Consider the following 16,022-nt stretch of genomic DNA (forward strand, 5'->3'; position numbering starts at 1 on the left):
TGGCCTGAGGAGTCGTTTTCACCTGCGCTTCTGGGCATCCCGGTGTCGAGTTCAGACCACTGGCGCAACGCTCAAGGCCTTAGGGTGGATCTTTCCATTCCCTGCCTCGGAGGCATCATGTCCAAGCCCATCACCGTACTGCGCGACACCCACCCCCTGCCGGTCCTGGATGCCTGCAAATGGGAAAAGCTCGAAGGCGACCCGCACACCGTCAACCTCAACGCCTACACCAGCGAAGACGGCAGCAAGATCATGGGCACCTGGATCTGCACACCGGGCAAGTGGTACGTGGAATACGTGAAGTGGGAATACTGCCATTTCCAGGAAGGCTACTGCGTAATTACCCCGGAAGGCATGGAGCCAATCCATCTGCGTGCGGGGGATATCTTCGTGGTGGAGCCAGGGATGAAGGGGACGTGGGAAGTGGTCGAGACGGTGCGTAAGTATTTTGTGTTTGCTTAAATCGCTTCCAAAGCGGGCAACTTTGACATTGTTGTGGCGAGCGGGCTTGCCCCGCGTTGGGCTGCGCAGCAGCCCTGATCCAGACGCCGCGATCTTCCAGGAAGATCGCGGCGTTTTCCTTTAGGGCTGCTTCGCAGCCCAACGCGGGGCAAGCCCGCTCGCCACAGGAGGTCCCCTTACAAGGTTATTTGGGTTTGCGGTAGCTGTTGATAATCGCCGAGAAGTCCTTGCCCCCTTCGCCGCGCTGACTCATCGATTGATACAACTGCTGGGCCACGGCGCCAAGAATCACCGGTTGCTTGGCCTGGCGAGCGGCTTCGGTGGCCAGGCCCAGGTCCTTGAGCATCAAGTCCGCACCGAAACCGCCGGTATAACCACGGGACGACGGCGCGGTTTCGATCACGCCCGGCCAGGGGTTGTAGGTGTCGGAACTCCAGCAGCGCCCGGTGGAGCTGTTGATGATGCCGGCCAGCACCTGGGTGTCGATGCCCAGCGCGTCGCCCAAGGCCATGGCTTCGCTGACGCCGACCATAGTGATGCCCAACAGCAGGTTGTTGCAGATCTTGGCGATTTGGCCGGTGCCCACATCGCCGCAATGCACGATGTTGCGGCCCATCTGCGCCAGCACCGGTTGCAGGGTGGCGAACAGTTCCGGGGTGGCGCCAACCATGAAGGTCAGGGTGCCCGCCTGGGCGCCGCCCGTGCCGCCGGAGACCGGTGCATCGGCCATCACCACGCCTTGCTTGGCGGCAGCAGCGGCGACGTCGCGCGCGGTTTGCGGGTCGATGGTGCTGCAGTCCACTGCGGGCACGCCGTTGCCGATCCCGGCCAACACACCGTCTTCATTCAGCCAGACACTGCGCACATGGGCGGCGGCCGGCAGCATGGTAATCACCAACTCGGCGCCTTGGGCAGCGTCACGCGGCGAATCGCTGATGCTGCCGCCCAGTTCGGCGAGTTCCTTGAGTACCGTCTCGTTCAGGTCGAACAGGTTCAGCGCATGGCCGGCCTTGATCAGGTTGCGGGCCATGGGCGCGCCCATGTTGCCCAAGCCGATAAATGCAATCTTCATGGTCGTCTCCCGAATCAGCGCAGGTTGATGGTGGTGTTGACGCCATCGTTGACCGTGTCGTCGTCGAACCAGCGGCTGGTGACGGTTTTGGTCTGGGTGTAGAACTGCACCACTTGCTTGCCGTACGGGCCGAGGTCGCCGAGCTTGGAGCCGCGGGAACCGGTGAAGCTGAAGAACGGCACCGGCACCGGGATCGGGATGTTGATGCCGACCTGGCCCACATCGATTTCGCTCTGGAATTTACGCGCCGCCGCACCGCTCTGGGTGAACAGGCCGGTGCCGTTGCCGAAGGGGTTGGCGTTGACCAGCGCAATGGCCTGGTCGAGGGTGTCGACTTCCAGCACCACCAGCACCGGGCCGAAGATTTCCTGGGTGTAGATCTGCATATCGGTTGTCACGCCCGAGAACAGGGTCGGACCGACGAAGTTGCCGTGCTCGAAGCCCGGCACCTGGATGTCGCGGCCGTCCAGTTCCAGCTTGGCGCCTTCTTTCACGCCGCTTTCGATCAGTTCCAGGATGCGGGCCTTGGCGCGCTTGGAGATCACCGGGCCGACATCCGTGCCCGCTTCGCTGCCGGCGTTGACCTTGAGCTTTTGCGCCAGCGCTTTCAGATCCGGCAGCCATTGCTTGGCCGAGCCCACCAGCACCACCACCGAGGTGGCCATGCAACGCTGGCCCGCTGCGCCGAAACCGGCACCGACCAGCGCATTGAGGGTGTGTTCGCGATTGGCATCCGGCAGCACCACGGCGTGGTTCTTGGCGCCCATCATCGATTGCACGCGCTTGCCGTGCTTGCCCGCCAAGTCGTAGACGTGAGTACCGACAGCGGTCGAGCCGACGAAGGACACGGCCTTGATGTCTTTATGGGTGCACAGCGCATCCACCACATCCTTGCCGCCGTGCACCACGTTGAGCACACCCGCCGGTACGCCCGCTTCCAGCGCCAGTTCCACCAGCAGCAGGGTCGACAGCGGGTCTTGTTCGGACGGCTTGAGGACGAAGGTGTTACCGCAGGCGATGGCCATCGGGAACATCCACAGCGGAATCATCGCCGGGAAGTTGAACGGGGTAATGCCGGCACACACGCCGATGGGTTGGCGCAAGGTGTAGGTATCAACGCCACCGGCGACGTTCTCGGCGAACTCGCCCATTTGCAGGGTGCCGATGGAACAGGCGTGCTCCACCACTTCCAGGCCACGGAAAATATCGCCCTCGGCATCGGCAATGGTCTTGCCCTGCTCGGCGCTGAGGACCACGGCGATGCGCTTTGAATGTTCGCGGATCAAGGCTTGCAGCTTGAGCATGATGCGCATGCGCGCGCCGATCGGCGTCAGCTTCCAGGTCTGGAAGGCTTGATGGGCGGCGTCGATGGCAGCATTGACTTCATCGGCCGTGGCGAACGGGACTTTGGCCAGCACTTGCTGGGTAGCCGGGTTGACGATGTCTTGCCAATGGGTGGTCTTGGACTCGACCCACTCACCATTGATGAGCAACTTGACCTGTTGCACGGAAATATCGGCAGATGCGTTCATGTGGTCTCCAACTCTTATATTTATCTAGAGACAAGGCGCGTGAATCGCCTTGAAGAATGAGGCGTTCGGACTGTTTTTGGAGTATAGATGTGCAAATCTCTAATAAGAACGCACATAAAAGCCGGTCCAATATGCAAAAAAACATCACATCGCTGGGCTCCCTGAACTGGGATGACCTGAAGTTTTTCCTCGAAGTGGCCCGCACCCGCAAGGCCAGCGTCGCCGCCAAGCGCTTGGCAGTGGACTACACCACCGTGTCGCGGCGCATCAGCTCATTGGAAGTGTCGCTCGGTACCCTCCTGTTCGAAAAATCCCGGACCAACGGCTTCGTCCTCACCCCCGAAGGCCAGCGTTTGCTGGGGTATGCCGAGTCCATCGAAAGCACCCTGCACATGGCCTGCGAGCAGGTGTCCGGCTCCGGCGTGGCGCTGTCCGGCCATGTGCGCATGGGTTGCACCGAAGGCTTCGGCAGCTTCTTTGTCACCCCGCAGTTGAGCCACTTCGTCGACACCTACCCGGCCATCTCGGTCGACATCCTGCCCCTGCCCCACTTCATCAGCCTGTCCAAGCGCGAAGCCGACATCGTCATCGCCCTGGAACGCCCAGAACACGGGCCCTACGTGTGCTGCAAACTGTGCGATTACAAACTGCAGCTGTACGCGACCCAGGAATACCTCGACCAACACCCGCCCATCCAACGCCCGGCCGACTTGGCCGAGCATCCGTTTATCAGCTATGTGGATGATCTGGCCTTCAGCTCGGAGTTGCTGTACCTGGCGAATGTAGTGCCCGGCGCCAGCGCCAGCCTGCGCAGCACCAGCGTGATTGCGCAGTACGTGGCAGCGCAGCAAGGGCGGTCGATGGCGATCTTGCCGTGCTTTCTGGCGGCGCAGGATCCACGGTTGCTGCCGGTGCTGGGGGAACAGATTTCAATCACTCGCCAGTTTTGGATGTATTGCCGTGAGGATCTGAGGAAGTTGAAGCGGATTACTCTGCTGTGGGATTACATCAGGGAAGTGACGGAGCAGAACCAGGGGTTGTTGATGGGGGAGACACGGGAGATTCGGTTTGCGGATTAAAGGGGTGGGCTGCGCGGTGTCTCTGTGAGATGGGCAAGGCCGTGGTGGATGACTTGACGCCGACGATGACGCCGGGCAGTTAAGCGAACATCGTTCAAATGTGGGAGGGGCGGTGCGACGATTCGACTTGCCCCCTCCCACAGTTAAGTGCATTTCAAGTTGAGAGGGATGCAGCCATTCAGTCCGCGATCACCACAATCGACACCCGACGATTCTCGGTACGCCCTGCTGCCGTGTCGTTGGCGGCCACCGGTTTACTGCTGCCCAGTCCGCGCAGTTGGATGTTTTGTTCTTTGATGCCCACGCTTTGCAGCACCGTCGCCACGCTTTTCGCGCGGCGCAGGGACAGTTGCTGGTTGTAGGCCTCTTTGCCCGAGGCGTCGGTGTGGCCGTCGATGCGGACACGTTCGATGCCTACGCCCAGCAAGGCCTTGCCGATGCGTTGGACGATCTCGGTGCTGGGTGGGTTGAGGGTTTCGACGTCGCTGCCAAACAGCACTTTGCCGGACAGGCCGAACGCCCAGCCGTCATCGGTAAGTTCGAATCCTTGTTGCTGGAGTACGGCGACTTGCGCCGGGGTCAGGCCTTTGGGGGGCGCTGTCTGGCAGCCGCCAAGGGCGAGCAGTGCCACCAGCAGGGTGATAAACGTAATGCGCGTGGTCGAAAACAAGGGATCAGCTCCTGTGTTGAACGTTGACGACGGGGCTCTCCGGCTCCGCCGTTTGCTGGCCACCCGAGGACAAACGCTTGGCCTGGTACATCGCCGCATCGGCGGCATTGAGCAAGGTGCCGGGGGTGACGCCATGCTCGGGGTAGATGGCGATACCAATACTGAGGGAGGTCAATACCTGGGTGTCGCCAGGCACGGCAATCGGCATGTCCATGCTGGCGATGATTTTGTCGGCGATGCGCTGGGCGTCTTCCACCTTGTGCAGCGGTGCCAGCAGGATGGCGAACTCATCACCGCCCAGGCGCGCCACCAGGTCATCTTCGCGCAATTGCGCACGTACGCGCTCGGCGACGGCCACCAGCACCGCATCACCTGCGGCATGGCCGAAGCTGTCATTGATCTCTTTGAAACGGTCGCTGTCGAGGTACAGCACGGCCACCTGCTCCTTGGCCTTGGCGGCGCCGCGCAGGGCGCGAATCAGGCGGCCTTCGAAGAACGCGCGATTGGGCAGGCCGGTGAGGCTGTCATGGTTGGCCTTGTGTGCAAGGGTCTCGTTTTCGCTTTGCAGGTGGCTTTGCCAGGCTTCCATCTCGCCGAGCAAGGCGTTGAAGTCGCTGCCCAGGCTGTCGAGTTCGGCGATGCGTGCCGGTGGCACGCGACGGTCGAAGTCGCGCTCGCTGCGGGCCGCGTGGGCCACGGCGGCGAGGCTTTGCAGCGGCTCCGTAATGCCGCGCAACAGACGCCGCGCCAAGTGCAGGGCGACCCAGGCGCTGAGGGCGGTGCAGATCAGGATTCCCGCCAGGCCGCTCAGCAGAAAGCGCAGCACGCTGCCGCCGTGGCCGGTCAGATGAATGCTGCCGATGGTTCGCCCCTGATGGAGGATCGGCTGGATGATGGGCTGTTCGAGCAAAGCGTGCGCCAGTTCCAGTTCGACCCGCGACAGCATCCCGGTTTCCGGGCGCGTCCAATACGCCAACAGCTTGCCATTGACATCGAATACTTCGGCCTCGGCCACTTCCTCGGTTGAGGCGATAAGGCTGAGGGCTTCGGTGGCTGCGGCGCTGTCATTGAACACCACCGCCGCTTCCACGGTGTAGTTGATGGAGCGGGCGATCAGGTGCAGGTTATGTTCGGCATACACCCGTAGCGCCAAGACGCCGAGCAGGGTCAGGGACACACTGGCCAGGGTCACCGCCATCAGCGCGAGGATCAGGTGCCCCCGGCCGATGACCGAACGCAAGGTCGGTCGCACTTTCATGGCGCAGACGCCCGACGACGGGACAGTTGCAACACGCTGGGATGAATGCGCACGCCGCTGCGCGCCACCGAATCGAGGTTGACCTCAAACGACACTTGCTCATCGCCCACCCGCAGGCAGAACAGACTGCCCACGGTGCACTGGTCGCCGCCTTCGCTGATGCTGAGCACCGGGTGGCCGACTAACGAGGCAAACAGGCGGCTGCGTTCGTCATTGCTGAGTTTGCCGATGTACACGGCATCGCAGGCGTTGACGACATCGGGGTGCTCGACCAGCAGGCGCCGCACCACGACCGGACGACCGGTGGCCTGGGTGGTGCCTTTGATCAGGTCGTCGGTGTATTGGGTCGGGCCGACGATGCACAGGCGCAGTTGCTCAGGCTCGACTGGCCAGCGGGCATAGCTGAGGATACCGAGTACCACTTGCGTGACCGCCTGGGCGCGCTGATCAGCCGGGCCCGGAGCCTCGGCAAAAACGCGGGGCGCCAGCAGGCATAGAACCGCCACCAGCAGCAGGCGTCTCCAGCTCAAACCACGCTCGGCCACGTTCATGCAGCGATTCTCTCAGGGGTTGTCGGGGTGATGCCGCAACGATAGCACAGCATCAGATAGTTCTGACTCCTGACCCAGCTCCAGCATCAACCCACTCAAGCGTTTGACCTTGCGTCGCACGGCCTCTTCAAACACGCCGCCACGGGGTTCGATCAGGCTGAACCAGCGCTTGGCGCGAGTGATGCCGGTGTAGATCAACTCTTTGGTGAGCACCGGGTTCAGCGCGTCCGGCAGGATCAGCGCTGTGTGGGTGAACTCCGAACCCTGGGATTTGTGCACGGTCATGGCGTACACGGTTTCCACATCATTGAGACGGCTGGGCAGTACAAATCGCACGCCACCCTGGCCATCGTTACGCGGGAAAGCCACGCGCAGCACCTGGGGGCCGCCGTCGCTTTCAGGCAGTTTGAGGGCAATGCCGATGTCGCCGTTCATCAAGCCTAGGCCGTAATCGTTGCGGGTCATCAACACCGGGCGGCCTTCGTACCATTGCTCATCGCCTTCAATCAGGCGCACTTTGCGCAAGGCGGCCGTGATGCGCAGGTTCAGCCCCTCCACCCCCCAAGGGCCCTTGCGCACGGCGCAGAGCAGTTGGAACGCATCGAAGGCTTGCAGCAGTTGTTGTGCCCAGTGGGTCCAGGCGAGGTCATCGCGCGGAGTGTCGACGGCGGGCCGCGCGCTGTGCAGCAGGTTGAGGTAATAGCGATAACCCTCGGCGCCACCGCCCTGCCCGTCCAGCACCAGGCGCTCCAGGGCGTGGTCGTGTTCGCCTTTGAGGCTGACGCAGAACAGGTCGCTGTGGCTGCGCGCGGCCAGCAGCTTGCGGGCCTCTTCGGCGTTTTGCTGGTTGACCCAGCGCGCCAGTTGGCCAATGCCGCTGCCTTCGCCGAAACGGCGCGAGTAGCGCAGCATCACCACTTGCTGCGCCAGGGGATGGCTGCCATCGAGGTCTTCATGCAGGCCACTGGCGCTGAGGTCTTCGCCGCTGACGGTTTGCAGCCATTGGCGGGTGTCGGGGCTGTACCAGCCGGCCTCGGCGTCGCGGCACAAATCACCGAGTACGGCGCCGGCCTCTACCGAGGCGAGTTGGTCCTTGTCGCCCAGCAACACCAGGCGGGCATGGGGCGGTAACGCGTCGAGCAGGTTAGCCATCATTTCCAGGTCGATCATCGAGGCTTCGTCGACCACCAGCACATCCAGGGGCAACGGATTGCCAAGGTGATGGCGAAAGTGCCGAGTGCCCGGGCGACTGCCCAGCAAGCGGTGAACCGTGGTGACCTGGGTCGGGATCTTTTCCTTCACGCTTTGCGGTACGTTCAGCGACAGCACTTGCTGGCTGATGGATTCGGTCAAACGCGCGGCGGCTTTACCGGTCGGCGCGGCCAGCCGGATGCGCAACGGGCTGCCGGACTCTACGGCGGGCGCCTGCAACAGCGCGAGCAAGCGCACCACGGTGGTGGTCTTGCCGGTGCCGGGGCCGCCGGTGACGATGCTGAATGCTCCGCGGGTGGCCAGGGCGCAGGCGAGTTTCTGCCAGTCGATCACGCCATCGGGCGGCGGTTGGTCAAACAAGCCATTCAAGCGCTGGGGCAAATCGGCGGCGACGCTTTCCAGGGTGGCAAGACGCTGGCGCAGTGCGCTGTCGATGCGCCGTTCGTAGGTCCAGTAGCGGCGCAGGTACAGGCGTTTGTCCGACAGTACCAAGGGACGACTGTGCGCCGATTCGCTGCCGTCCACCGCCAGGGCCACCAATGGGCTGACGGCCAGCGCGTGACACCAGTGGGCGCCGTCGAGGCCGTCGAGCAATTGCGACGGCAGCAGCATGGCGCCGGTTTGCAGGTCGCCTTCGGGCGGCAAGGACAGGGCAAAATCCGGCGCGTTGAGGGTTTCGAACAGGTCCAGGCACACATGGCCGTGGCCCAGTTGATGGCTGGTCAGCGCCGCCGCCACTAACACCAAGGGGTCGGCGTGTGGATCGAGTTCGTGCAGGAAGCCCACGAAGGCCTTGTCCAACGCCCGCAGCCAACCCCGCTCAACCCAACGCTCCAGCAGGTGCACCAGGTCGGCGGCGCGGCTCAAGGGCGCTAATGCCTCAAGCGGTAACGGCGACAGGCTCATAACAACACTCCTTGTTCCCAGGCGGGCTCAACCTTGGGCGGGATGGGCTTGCCCTGGAACAGCAGGTCCAAGCTTTCGATCAGCTCCCGTGGCGGCCGGGTGAAAAACGCCCCTCGGCTGACCGCCTGGGTGCCGCGCAGGAACAGGTACAGCGCGCCGCCGACATGACGGTCATAGTCGTAGTCCGGTAGGCGTGCCTTGAGTTGGCGATGCAGGGCCAGCAGGTAAAGCACGTATTGCAGGTCGTACCGATGCTCAAGGATCGACTGTTCCATGGCGTCCTTGGTGTAGGCCGAATCGTCGGGACCGAGCCAGTTGGATTTGTAGTCGGCCACGTAATAACGGCCATCGTGTTCGAAAGTCAGGTCGATAAACCCCTTGAACATGCCGTTGAGCAGCACCGCTTCGGCGGCGACGCGGGACACACCGTTGTGGGTGTGCTGGCACACCAGCTTGTCGAGGGCGAGCACGTCGACTTTATGGCTGGCGAACCAGAACTCCATTTCGATCTGGTAATGCTGCAGGTTGCTCAGGGCGACCTGGTCGTTATCCACCGGCAGCGGCGTTTGCAGCAGATGGCCTAGCCAGTCGCTGAGGGTGACGATCCAGCCTTCCCAGTTGCGGCGATTGCAGCGCGCGCCTACGGCTTGTTTGATCGCTTGCGAGGTCACGTTGAAGCCTTCTTCGCCGGCCCACTCCAGCAGACCGTGAAGGAAGGTGCCGGGGTTCGGACCGCGTGGGAAACGGTGTATGTCTGCGCCGGACGCTGCCACTTCACGCGGTGCGTCGGGGTCGAGGCGTTCGTCATCGAACAGCTTTTGCGCCTGTGGGCTTTCGGGCGCTTCGAGGTGGGCGACGCTCATGCTGTCGCCAATGCGCAAGGCACTGTAGGACGCGATCCACCAGTTCTCGGCGGCCTTGCGCTTAGGTAACAAGGGCGCGAGCAAGGTGGCGGTGTTGCGCGGCGGGTGGAACAGGGTGTCTTGGGCGTCGGGCACAGGGGTGTAGTGGATGGCCGCGCAGCCGTCCTGAAGGTCCAGCAACCAGCGCGCGAGGCCGGCGGACTCACTCAACGATGCTCCGGCGCCGAGCAAGTAACCCAACGCCGACAGGTGCAATACCGAACTGTTGCTGTTGCCACGCTTGAGGTCGGCAACGCCCAGCCAGCAGGCATGTTTGGCGCGGGTCAGGGCCACGTAGAACAAACGCAGGTCTTCGGCCAGGCGCTCATCGTCGGCCTGGGCGATCAACTCGGCGGTCGGACGCAGGCTGACGTGGGATTTGCCCTGTTCATCGTGGTAATGCAGCGGTAGGCGACTGCCGTCGACCGGCTTGGCCGAGCAGATGAAAGGCAGGAAGACCAGGTCGTACTCCAGGCCCTTGGATTTGTGAATGGTCACCACCTTGACCAGTTGCTCATCACTTTCCAGGCGCAGGATTTGCTCTTCACCGGCTTGACCGGATAACGCGAGGTGTTCGGCCAGGTGGCGGATCAACGCCTGTTCACCGTCCAGTTCCGACGCGGCTTGTTGCAACAACTCGCTGAGGTGCAACAGGTTGGTCAGCACACGTTCGCCGTCGCTGCGGGCGATCAGGATTTGCGGCAGTTTGAAATCGTGCAGCAGGCGACGCAGCATCGGCAGTACGCCTTGGGTGCGCCAGATCGCGCGGTAGCCACGGAACTGCATCACGCGGCTTTCCCACGCCAGTTCGTCCTGGTTCAGACGCTCCAGTTCCGGCAGTGACAGGTTCAAGGTGACGCAAGCCAGGGCAGCCCGTAGCGGCCGCTCGACGTCCGGCTCGGCGCAGGCCTTGAGCCAGGCAAGCAGGTCGTGGGCTTCCTGGGCGGCGAAGACGGAGTCCTTGTCCGATAGGTACACGCTACGCACGCCACGGGCGGCCAATTCGGCGCGCACGGCTTGGGCTTCCTTGCCGTCGCGCACGAGGATGGCGATGTCCGACGGCAGTACGCCTTTGAAGCTGTCGTCCGGCTGCAGGAAACCAGCCGTACCTTGCTGCCCGCCGTTGAGCAACTCGACAATCTGCGTGGCACAGGCGCCGGCCAGTTGTTGGCGGTACACCGCGTTGGAAACCGGCTGGTCGGTGGGCAGGTGCCAAAGGTTCATCGCCGGCAACGTTTGGCCGTCGACCTGCAGCTTTTCCTTGCGGCCTTGGGACAACACCGGGTGGAACGGCACCGGATTGTCGCCATTCGACTCCCGGAACAGGAACGCGCCCCGGCCCGTTTCCGCCCGCTGGAACACATGGTTCACCGCCTCGACCATCGCATGGCTGGAACGGAAGTTGGTGCCCAGGGTGTGGTGACGGCCGAGGGTGGATTTGCGCGCGCGCAGGTAGGTGTAGATATCGGCGCCGCGGAAGGCGTAGATCGCTTGCTTGGGGTCGCCAATCAGGAACAGGCCGCTGTCGAGGTGGTTCTCTTCGATACGGTAGATGCTGTCGAAGATGCTGTATTGCACCGGGTCGGTGTCCTGGAACTCGTCGATCAGGGCCACCGGGAACTGCTCGCGGATCACACTGGCCAGGCGCTCGCCGCCATCGGCTTGCAGGGCGGCGTTGAGGCGGATCAGCATGTCGTCGAAGCCCATTTCGGCACGCCGGCGTTTTTCTTCTTCGAAGCGGTTGCCCACCCAACCGGCAGCGTGTTGCAACACCGCCGCGTCAGGGGTTGGCAGCGCGTCGAGGGCGGCCTTGAGGCCGGCCATGGCGTCGATGCCGGGGTGTTGCGGCGGGTCGCCCTTCCAGGCTTCGGCCATGCCGTCGGGAGTTAGGCGGGTGAAGCCGGTGCCAATATCCAACTGTTCCAGGGTTTCGTCAGCGGCCCAGGCGCTGATCTTTTCGAACCAGGGCTCGAAGTAACGCGCTTGCATCTTGCGGCCGTCGACGGCTTTGGCGGCCACGGCTTGCAGGCAGATTTCGCGCAACTCGGCGGCCCATTGTTGCCAGGGAGCCTTGATGTTTATCAACGCTTCACGGCGTTCTTGCAGGCAAGCGTTGATCAACTCGGCGGGTTCGCGGGTTTCATCCGTCGGCCGTTCGCTGCCGAACAGTGCGCGCACGCGTGGCATCAACGCGGCCGGACCGCCCCAGTTGCTGCGTACCCAGTTGAGCGCGTCGTCGTGCATCGGGTAGCAGAACAGTCGCCAATAATCGCGCAGCACTTCGCCGAGCAGGTCGCTGTGGTCGGTTTCCAGGGTCTGGGTGAACAGGCTGCCGCTGTCGAACGCGTGTTCGCGCAGCATGCGCTGGCACCAACTGTGAATCGTGGAAACCGCCGCCTCATCCATCCACTGGGCTGCGATGTCCAGGCGGTTGGCGCAGGCGGGCCATTGCTCGGGGAGGTATTGCGCACGCAGGTCGGCGATCAACGCGTCGGGCTGCTCAATCTCTTCGCGGAAGAAACGTGCGGCTTCGGCAAGGCGAATGCGGATGCGTTCGCGCAGCTCTTTGGTGGCGGCATCGGTAAAGGTCACCACGAGGATTTGCGGCGGCAGCAGTTCACGGCCGAAACCGGACTCATCGCCACCGTGGCCAAGGACCAGACGCAGGTACAAGGCGGAGATGGTGAAGGTTTTGCCGGTACCGGCGCTGGCTTCAATCAGCTGGCTGCCATGCAACGGGAAGGCCAGGGCCAAGGGTTTGCTGCTCATGCGCCGGCCTCCTCGCCTGTGAGTGATCGCCATGGGGCGTTGATGAGCGGTCGATACAAGGTTTCGCACCAGCCTTCGAATTCTTCGCTGGCGACCAGGGCGGCGTAATCGGGGAACTGTCGGGTGAGCGCCGGGGTTTCGCGGCGCTCGCCGTCGGTGGTCAGGCCGTCGCCTTCATAGGCTTTGCTCGCGGCGGCGTGGGCTTTGACCGGATCGGTCTGGCTGAGCCAGGCGAAGGCGGTCTTGACGGCTACCGGGAGCGGTTCTCTCATGCCGCTGTGCCAGGCCAACAGCAGGTTGCCGAGGATTTCCCGGGCGATGGGCTGATCCAGCGGGGCCAGCAGCAACGTATCGTCGCTGGCCACCAACCCCGTGCTCAACGACAGGCCGCAGGCGCAGGCCACCACATGATTGACCCAAGGACGGATCAGGCGATGCCATTTGCGTGTTTTGATCGAGCCGATGCTATTGGGGATGGTGGTGACACTCAGCAATCCGCCATCACTGCGTCGATGCAGGCCGCTGATCCAGCCTTCCAGCGCTATACCTTGATGCTCGAAACTGATCGGTTCTGCAGCGGTGTGTGGCGTTGGCCAGAGAGCCAGCAAGTGCTGGTAGCGTTGCAACAAGTCGGGCAGGGGCTCAATGAGTTCGTTGCGCAGGCACTCGCCGAAACCGACCATCGGCAACAGGCCACTGCCTTGCAACCGCAGGGCCTGCGCGTTGAGGGCCTGGTCGAGGTGCTCGGGTTGGGACAGCGCAGCGTTCAACAGGCTATCGCTCAGGCTGTAGCGTTGCAGCGCGTCAAGCACGAAGGGCTCTTCATCGGCCAGGGGTACTTCGGCGGCTTCGAAGAACACTTTCAGACGCTGGCTGAAGAAGTGTTTGACCGGGTTGCGTAGGAAATCCTGTAACTGGCCGAGGCTCAGGGGCTCCTCCTGTTGGTGCTGCGCCAGTTGGTCTTCCTGTGTAACGGCATCCGGGACGGCGTGGAGTAACTGCCATTCGCGGGCGTAGCTGAACAGCGGATCACCTTCGTGGAAGTAGCGGGCGCTGAAGGGTTGGAGCGGGTGTTCCTGGGTCATCGCGTCCAGTAGCGGTGTTTCGTGTGCGTTGTGCCAGCCACCGGCGATATGGTCCCGCAGTTGGCCGATGAGTACAGAGGCCGGGCGCTCGCTGTTATCGCGGATGCTACGGCCGACCCAACTGATATAGAGCTGGTCACGGGCGGACAGCAGGGCTTCGAGTAGCAGGTAACGGTCGTCTTCACGGCGCGAACGGTCGCCGGGACGGTAGTCGCTGCCCATCAGGTCGAAATCCAGCGGTGGCTGGGCGCGTGGGTAGTCGCCGTCGTTCATGCCGAGCAGGCAGACGAGTTTGAAGGGGATGGCGCGCATGGGCATCAGGGTGCAGAAATTGACAGCTCCGGCGAGGAAGCGCTGGGACAGACGACCTTGGTCCAGGCCGGCCAGCCAGGCTTCGCGGACTACGGTAAGCGGTAACTCATCCTGTAGGCCGACGGACTCGCAGGTTTCCAACCAGGTTTCCCTGAGTTGCTCAAGCTGACCCAACAGGTAGTCGTCGTGCTCGCTGCTGGGTAGGAAGAATAGTTGCATCAGGCGTTGCAGACGCTCGCCCCATTCGTGGGGTGCTGCGGGTTGTGACAGCGCTTGATGGGCATCGCTGAGCGCATCAAGCAAAGCGACCAGGGGGCCGATCAAGGCCGCATCAAGCCCGCCGATTTCGTCGTAAGGCTCAATGCCTTCGCAGGCTGCACCGGTGCCGACGGCATAGCCTAGAAGCATGCGGCGAAGGCCAAATCGCCAGCTGTTTTGTTCCAGCTCACTCGGCAGACCGAGACCCGCGCGTTGCTCGGCGTTTAGCCCCCAACGGATGCCGGCGCCTTCGATCCAGCGGTGCAGCGTGGGCAGATCGCGCTCCTTGATGGCGAAGCGTTCGCGCAGGGCCGGGACGTCCAACAGGTCGAGAATCTCACTGACGGGGAAGCGGCTGTCGGGGAGTTTGAGCAAGTGTTCGACGGCGATCAGCAGGGGATCGCGGCCACGCTGGCCTTGATCGGTCAGGGTGAAGGGGATGAAGCGGGGATCAACTCTGTCCAGTTGACCGAATACCGCGCGGATATGCGGCGCATAGCTGTCGACGTCGGGGACCATGACGATGATGTCCCTTGGGCGAAGCGTGGGGTCGGCGCTGAAGCGTTGGAGCAGTTGGTCGTGGAGAATCTCGACTTCGCGTTGGGCGCTGTGGGCAATGTGGAAGCGGATGGAGGTATCACGCTCTAAATCGACAGCAGGCCATAGCTCGCGCGTCTCATTGAGTGGGCGCAGTTCGAGGATATCGTCCTGAAGCTGGTTGAGCAGTGTGGTGGGTTCGCTGTCGCTGAACAGGTCGATTCGGCCATCGCGAAAAGCGGCGCGGTAGCTGTTGGGATCGTCGTAACTGTCCAGCAGGCTGATGTAGTCGCGACCTTGTTTTCCCCAGGCGGCCAACAGCGGATGGGCGTGTTGGTGCAGGGTTTGTGGGTCGATGGTAACGGGCATGCCGGCTTTGCGTGCTTGGCGTTTGTATTCGTTACGCAGCAGGTCTTTGTCGGCGACGATGTCGGACCAATGGTGGCGACACGGGTTGTGCACGCACAGCAGGACTTGACTGAAACGGGCGAGGCCGGCCAACGCCTCGAGCGCTTGCGCGGGCAAGGAAGAGATCCCGAAGACAATCACCCGAGAAGGCAGCCCCTTCGGTGCTTCCTCAAGCGCATTGATACGTTCGATGAAGCGCTGATGCACGCCGGCGCGGCTTTCAGCCATGCCCTCTTCACCTACGTCCAACAACAGCGCACGCCATAACTCGGCTTGCCAGCAGTTGGCAGGGTTGAGTGGCTTGGATTCGCCTCGACCGTTACGCAATTGATGGCGGCCTGCGGCCCAGTCTTCCAGCCAATCAGCGCGATAGACCTGATATTGGTCGAACAGGTCCGCCAGTCGTTCCGCCAGCTGGTAGCGTTTGCGTAGGTCAGAGTCATGGGTCAAGAAGCGCTGCAACGGTTCGAAGTGCGGCTGATCGATGAGCTCCGGGAGCAGGCGCATCAGGCGCCAAGTGAGCGGGGCTTTATCGAGCAGGGATTTGGGAGGGATTTCGTCACGTCCCAGCACCATGCGATAGAGCTGCCACATGAAGCTGCCGGGGAGCTGTACATCGATGGCGGCGGCGATTCCGCAGCCACCCATATCGTCGTCTTCCGGGTCTTCAGCCAAGGCCAGTTTGAGCCACTGGGCAATGCCGTTGCTTTGTACCAGGGCGATTTCGTTTTCCAAGGGCGCCAAGGGATAACGGCGCATCCAACTCACCACCAGGCTGCGCAGTTCGTCCAGGCGGTTGCCGTGAACCACCATGAATCCAGCGCTGAGGAACGTCGCATCCGGCATAACGGCTTCCTTGGGAAAAGCAAAATCGAGGGCATGGACTTTAGCACTGAAGGCCACGCCGAGGCGCCTCTTCGCACTTTTCGACCGATCAAAACAAAACCCCATCTGCTTTCGCAAATGGGGTTTCGGAATTTAATCTTGACGATGACCTACTCTCACATGG

Annotated in this window: 10 protein-coding genes; 2 read left to right on the plus strand and 8 right to left on the minus strand. The window is 62.6% G+C overall.

Features of this window, described 5'->3' with window-relative positions; genetic code table 11:
• The first annotated feature begins 117 nt into the window (after window positions 1-117).
• The gene (locus tag J1G35_RS17725; RefSeq protein ID WP_003230905.1) at window positions 118-462 is read left to right on the plus strand and encodes a cupin domain-containing protein; all 345 of its coding nucleotides are present in this window, start codon (window positions 118-120) and stop codon (window positions 460-462) included.
• 184 nt (window positions 463-646) lie between these two features.
• Here the strand turns inward: J1G35_RS17725 and mmsB are convergent, their stop codons facing one another.
• Window positions 647-1,534, minus strand: a complete 888-nt coding sequence (gene mmsB / locus J1G35_RS17730; RefSeq protein WP_223015577.1) for a 3-hydroxyisobutyrate dehydrogenase — start codon at window positions 1,532-1,534, stop codon at window positions 647-649.
• A 14-nt stretch (window positions 1,535-1,548) separates the two neighbouring features.
• Window positions 1,549-3,066 carry a CoA-acylating methylmalonate-semialdehyde dehydrogenase gene (locus J1G35_RS17735; RefSeq protein WP_223015578.1) on the minus strand — a complete coding sequence of 506 codons (1,518 nt, stop codon included), beginning with the start codon at window positions 3,064-3,066 and terminating at the stop codon, window positions 1,549-1,551.
• 131 nt (window positions 3,067-3,197) lie between these two features.
• Here J1G35_RS17735 and J1G35_RS17740 point away from each other — a divergent pair, with 131 nt between their 5' ends.
• Window positions 3,198-4,145 carry a LysR family transcriptional regulator gene (locus tag J1G35_RS17740; RefSeq protein WP_053134031.1) on the plus strand — a complete coding sequence of 316 codons (948 nt, stop codon included), beginning with the start codon at window positions 3,198-3,200 and terminating at the stop codon, window positions 4,143-4,145.
• Between the two features lie 178 nt (window positions 4,146-4,323).
• Here the strand turns inward: J1G35_RS17740 and J1G35_RS17745 are convergent, their stop codons facing one another.
• From J1G35_RS17745 to recC, 6 genes are read right to left on the minus strand one after another with little or no spacing between them, the layout of a single operon-like run.
• Entirely contained in the window at window positions 4,324-4,815 is a 492-nt protein-coding gene (locus J1G35_RS17745; protein WP_223015579.1) for an OmpA family protein, read from the minus strand.
• 4 nt (window positions 4,816-4,819) lie between these two features.
• Window positions 4,820-6,073, minus strand: coding sequence for a diguanylate cyclase (locus J1G35_RS17750; RefSeq protein ID WP_053134025.1), 1,254 nt, complete (start codon window positions 6,071-6,073; stop codon window positions 4,820-4,822).
• A complete protein-coding gene (locus tag J1G35_RS17755; RefSeq protein WP_053134022.1) occupies window positions 6,070-6,624 on the minus strand; it encodes a YfiR family protein in 555 nt (184 codons plus the stop codon). Before J1G35_RS17755 ends, J1G35_RS17750 begins: the two co-directional genes overlap by 4 nt.
• A 12-nt stretch (window positions 6,625-6,636) precedes the next feature.
• Window positions 6,637-8,742: an exodeoxyribonuclease V subunit alpha gene (recD, locus tag J1G35_RS17760; RefSeq protein WP_223015580.1), complete on the minus strand. Its 2,106-nt coding sequence runs from the start codon at window positions 8,740-8,742 to the stop codon at window positions 6,637-6,639.
• Window positions 8,739-12,413 carry an exodeoxyribonuclease V subunit beta gene (recB, locus tag J1G35_RS17765; protein WP_223015581.1) on the minus strand — a complete coding sequence of 1,225 codons (3,675 nt, stop codon included), beginning with the start codon at window positions 12,411-12,413 and terminating at the stop codon, window positions 8,739-8,741. Before recB ends, recD begins: the two co-directional genes overlap by 4 nt.
• Entirely contained in the window at window positions 12,410-15,859 is a 3,450-nt protein-coding gene (gene recC / locus J1G35_RS17770) for an exodeoxyribonuclease V subunit gamma (protein ID WP_223015582.1), read from the minus strand. The genes recB and recC overlap by 4 nt, the downstream gene beginning before the upstream one ends.
• Between the last annotated feature and the right edge of the window lie 163 nt (window positions 15,860-16,022).

The sequence above is a fragment of the Pseudomonas sp. SH10-3B genome, from assembly GCF_019891415.1.
Classification (GTDB): domain Bacteria; phylum Pseudomonadota; class Gammaproteobacteria; order Pseudomonadales; family Pseudomonadaceae; genus Aquipseudomonas.

What these genes read in the sequence shown, in the direction of transcription:
- J1G35_RS17725 (WP_003230905.1), top strand. Translation starts at nt 118, where the DNA reads ATGTCCAAGCCCATCACCGTACTGCGCGACACCCACCCCCTGCCGGTC.
- mmsB (WP_223015577.1), bottom strand. Translation starts at nt 1,534, where the DNA reads ATGAAGATTGCATTTATCGGCTTGGGCAACATGGGCGCGCCCATGGCC.
- J1G35_RS17735 (WP_223015578.1), bottom strand. Translation starts at nt 3,066, where the DNA reads ATGAACGCATCTGCCGATATTTCCGTGCAACAGGTCAAGTTGCTCATC.
- J1G35_RS17740 (WP_053134031.1), top strand. Translation starts at nt 3,198, where the DNA reads ATGCAAAAAAACATCACATCGCTGGGCTCCCTGAACTGGGATGACCTG.
- J1G35_RS17750 (WP_053134025.1), bottom strand. Translation starts at nt 6,073, where the DNA reads ATGAAAGTGCGACCGACCTTGCGTTCGGTCATCGGCCGGGGGCACCTG.
- J1G35_RS17755 (WP_053134022.1), bottom strand. Translation starts at nt 6,624, where the DNA reads ATGAACGTGGCCGAGCGTGGTTTGAGCTGGAGACGCCTGCTGCTGGTG.
- recD (WP_223015580.1), bottom strand. Translation starts at nt 8,742, where the DNA reads ATGAGCCTGTCGCCGTTACCGCTTGAGGCATTAGCGCCCTTGAGCCGC.
- recB (WP_223015581.1), bottom strand. Translation starts at nt 12,413, where the DNA reads ATGAGCAGCAAACCCTTGGCCCTGGCCTTCCCGTTGCATGGCAGCCAG.
- recC (WP_223015582.1), bottom strand. Translation starts at nt 15,859, where the DNA reads ATGCCGGATGCGACGTTCCTCAGCGCTGGATTCATGGTGGTTCACGGC.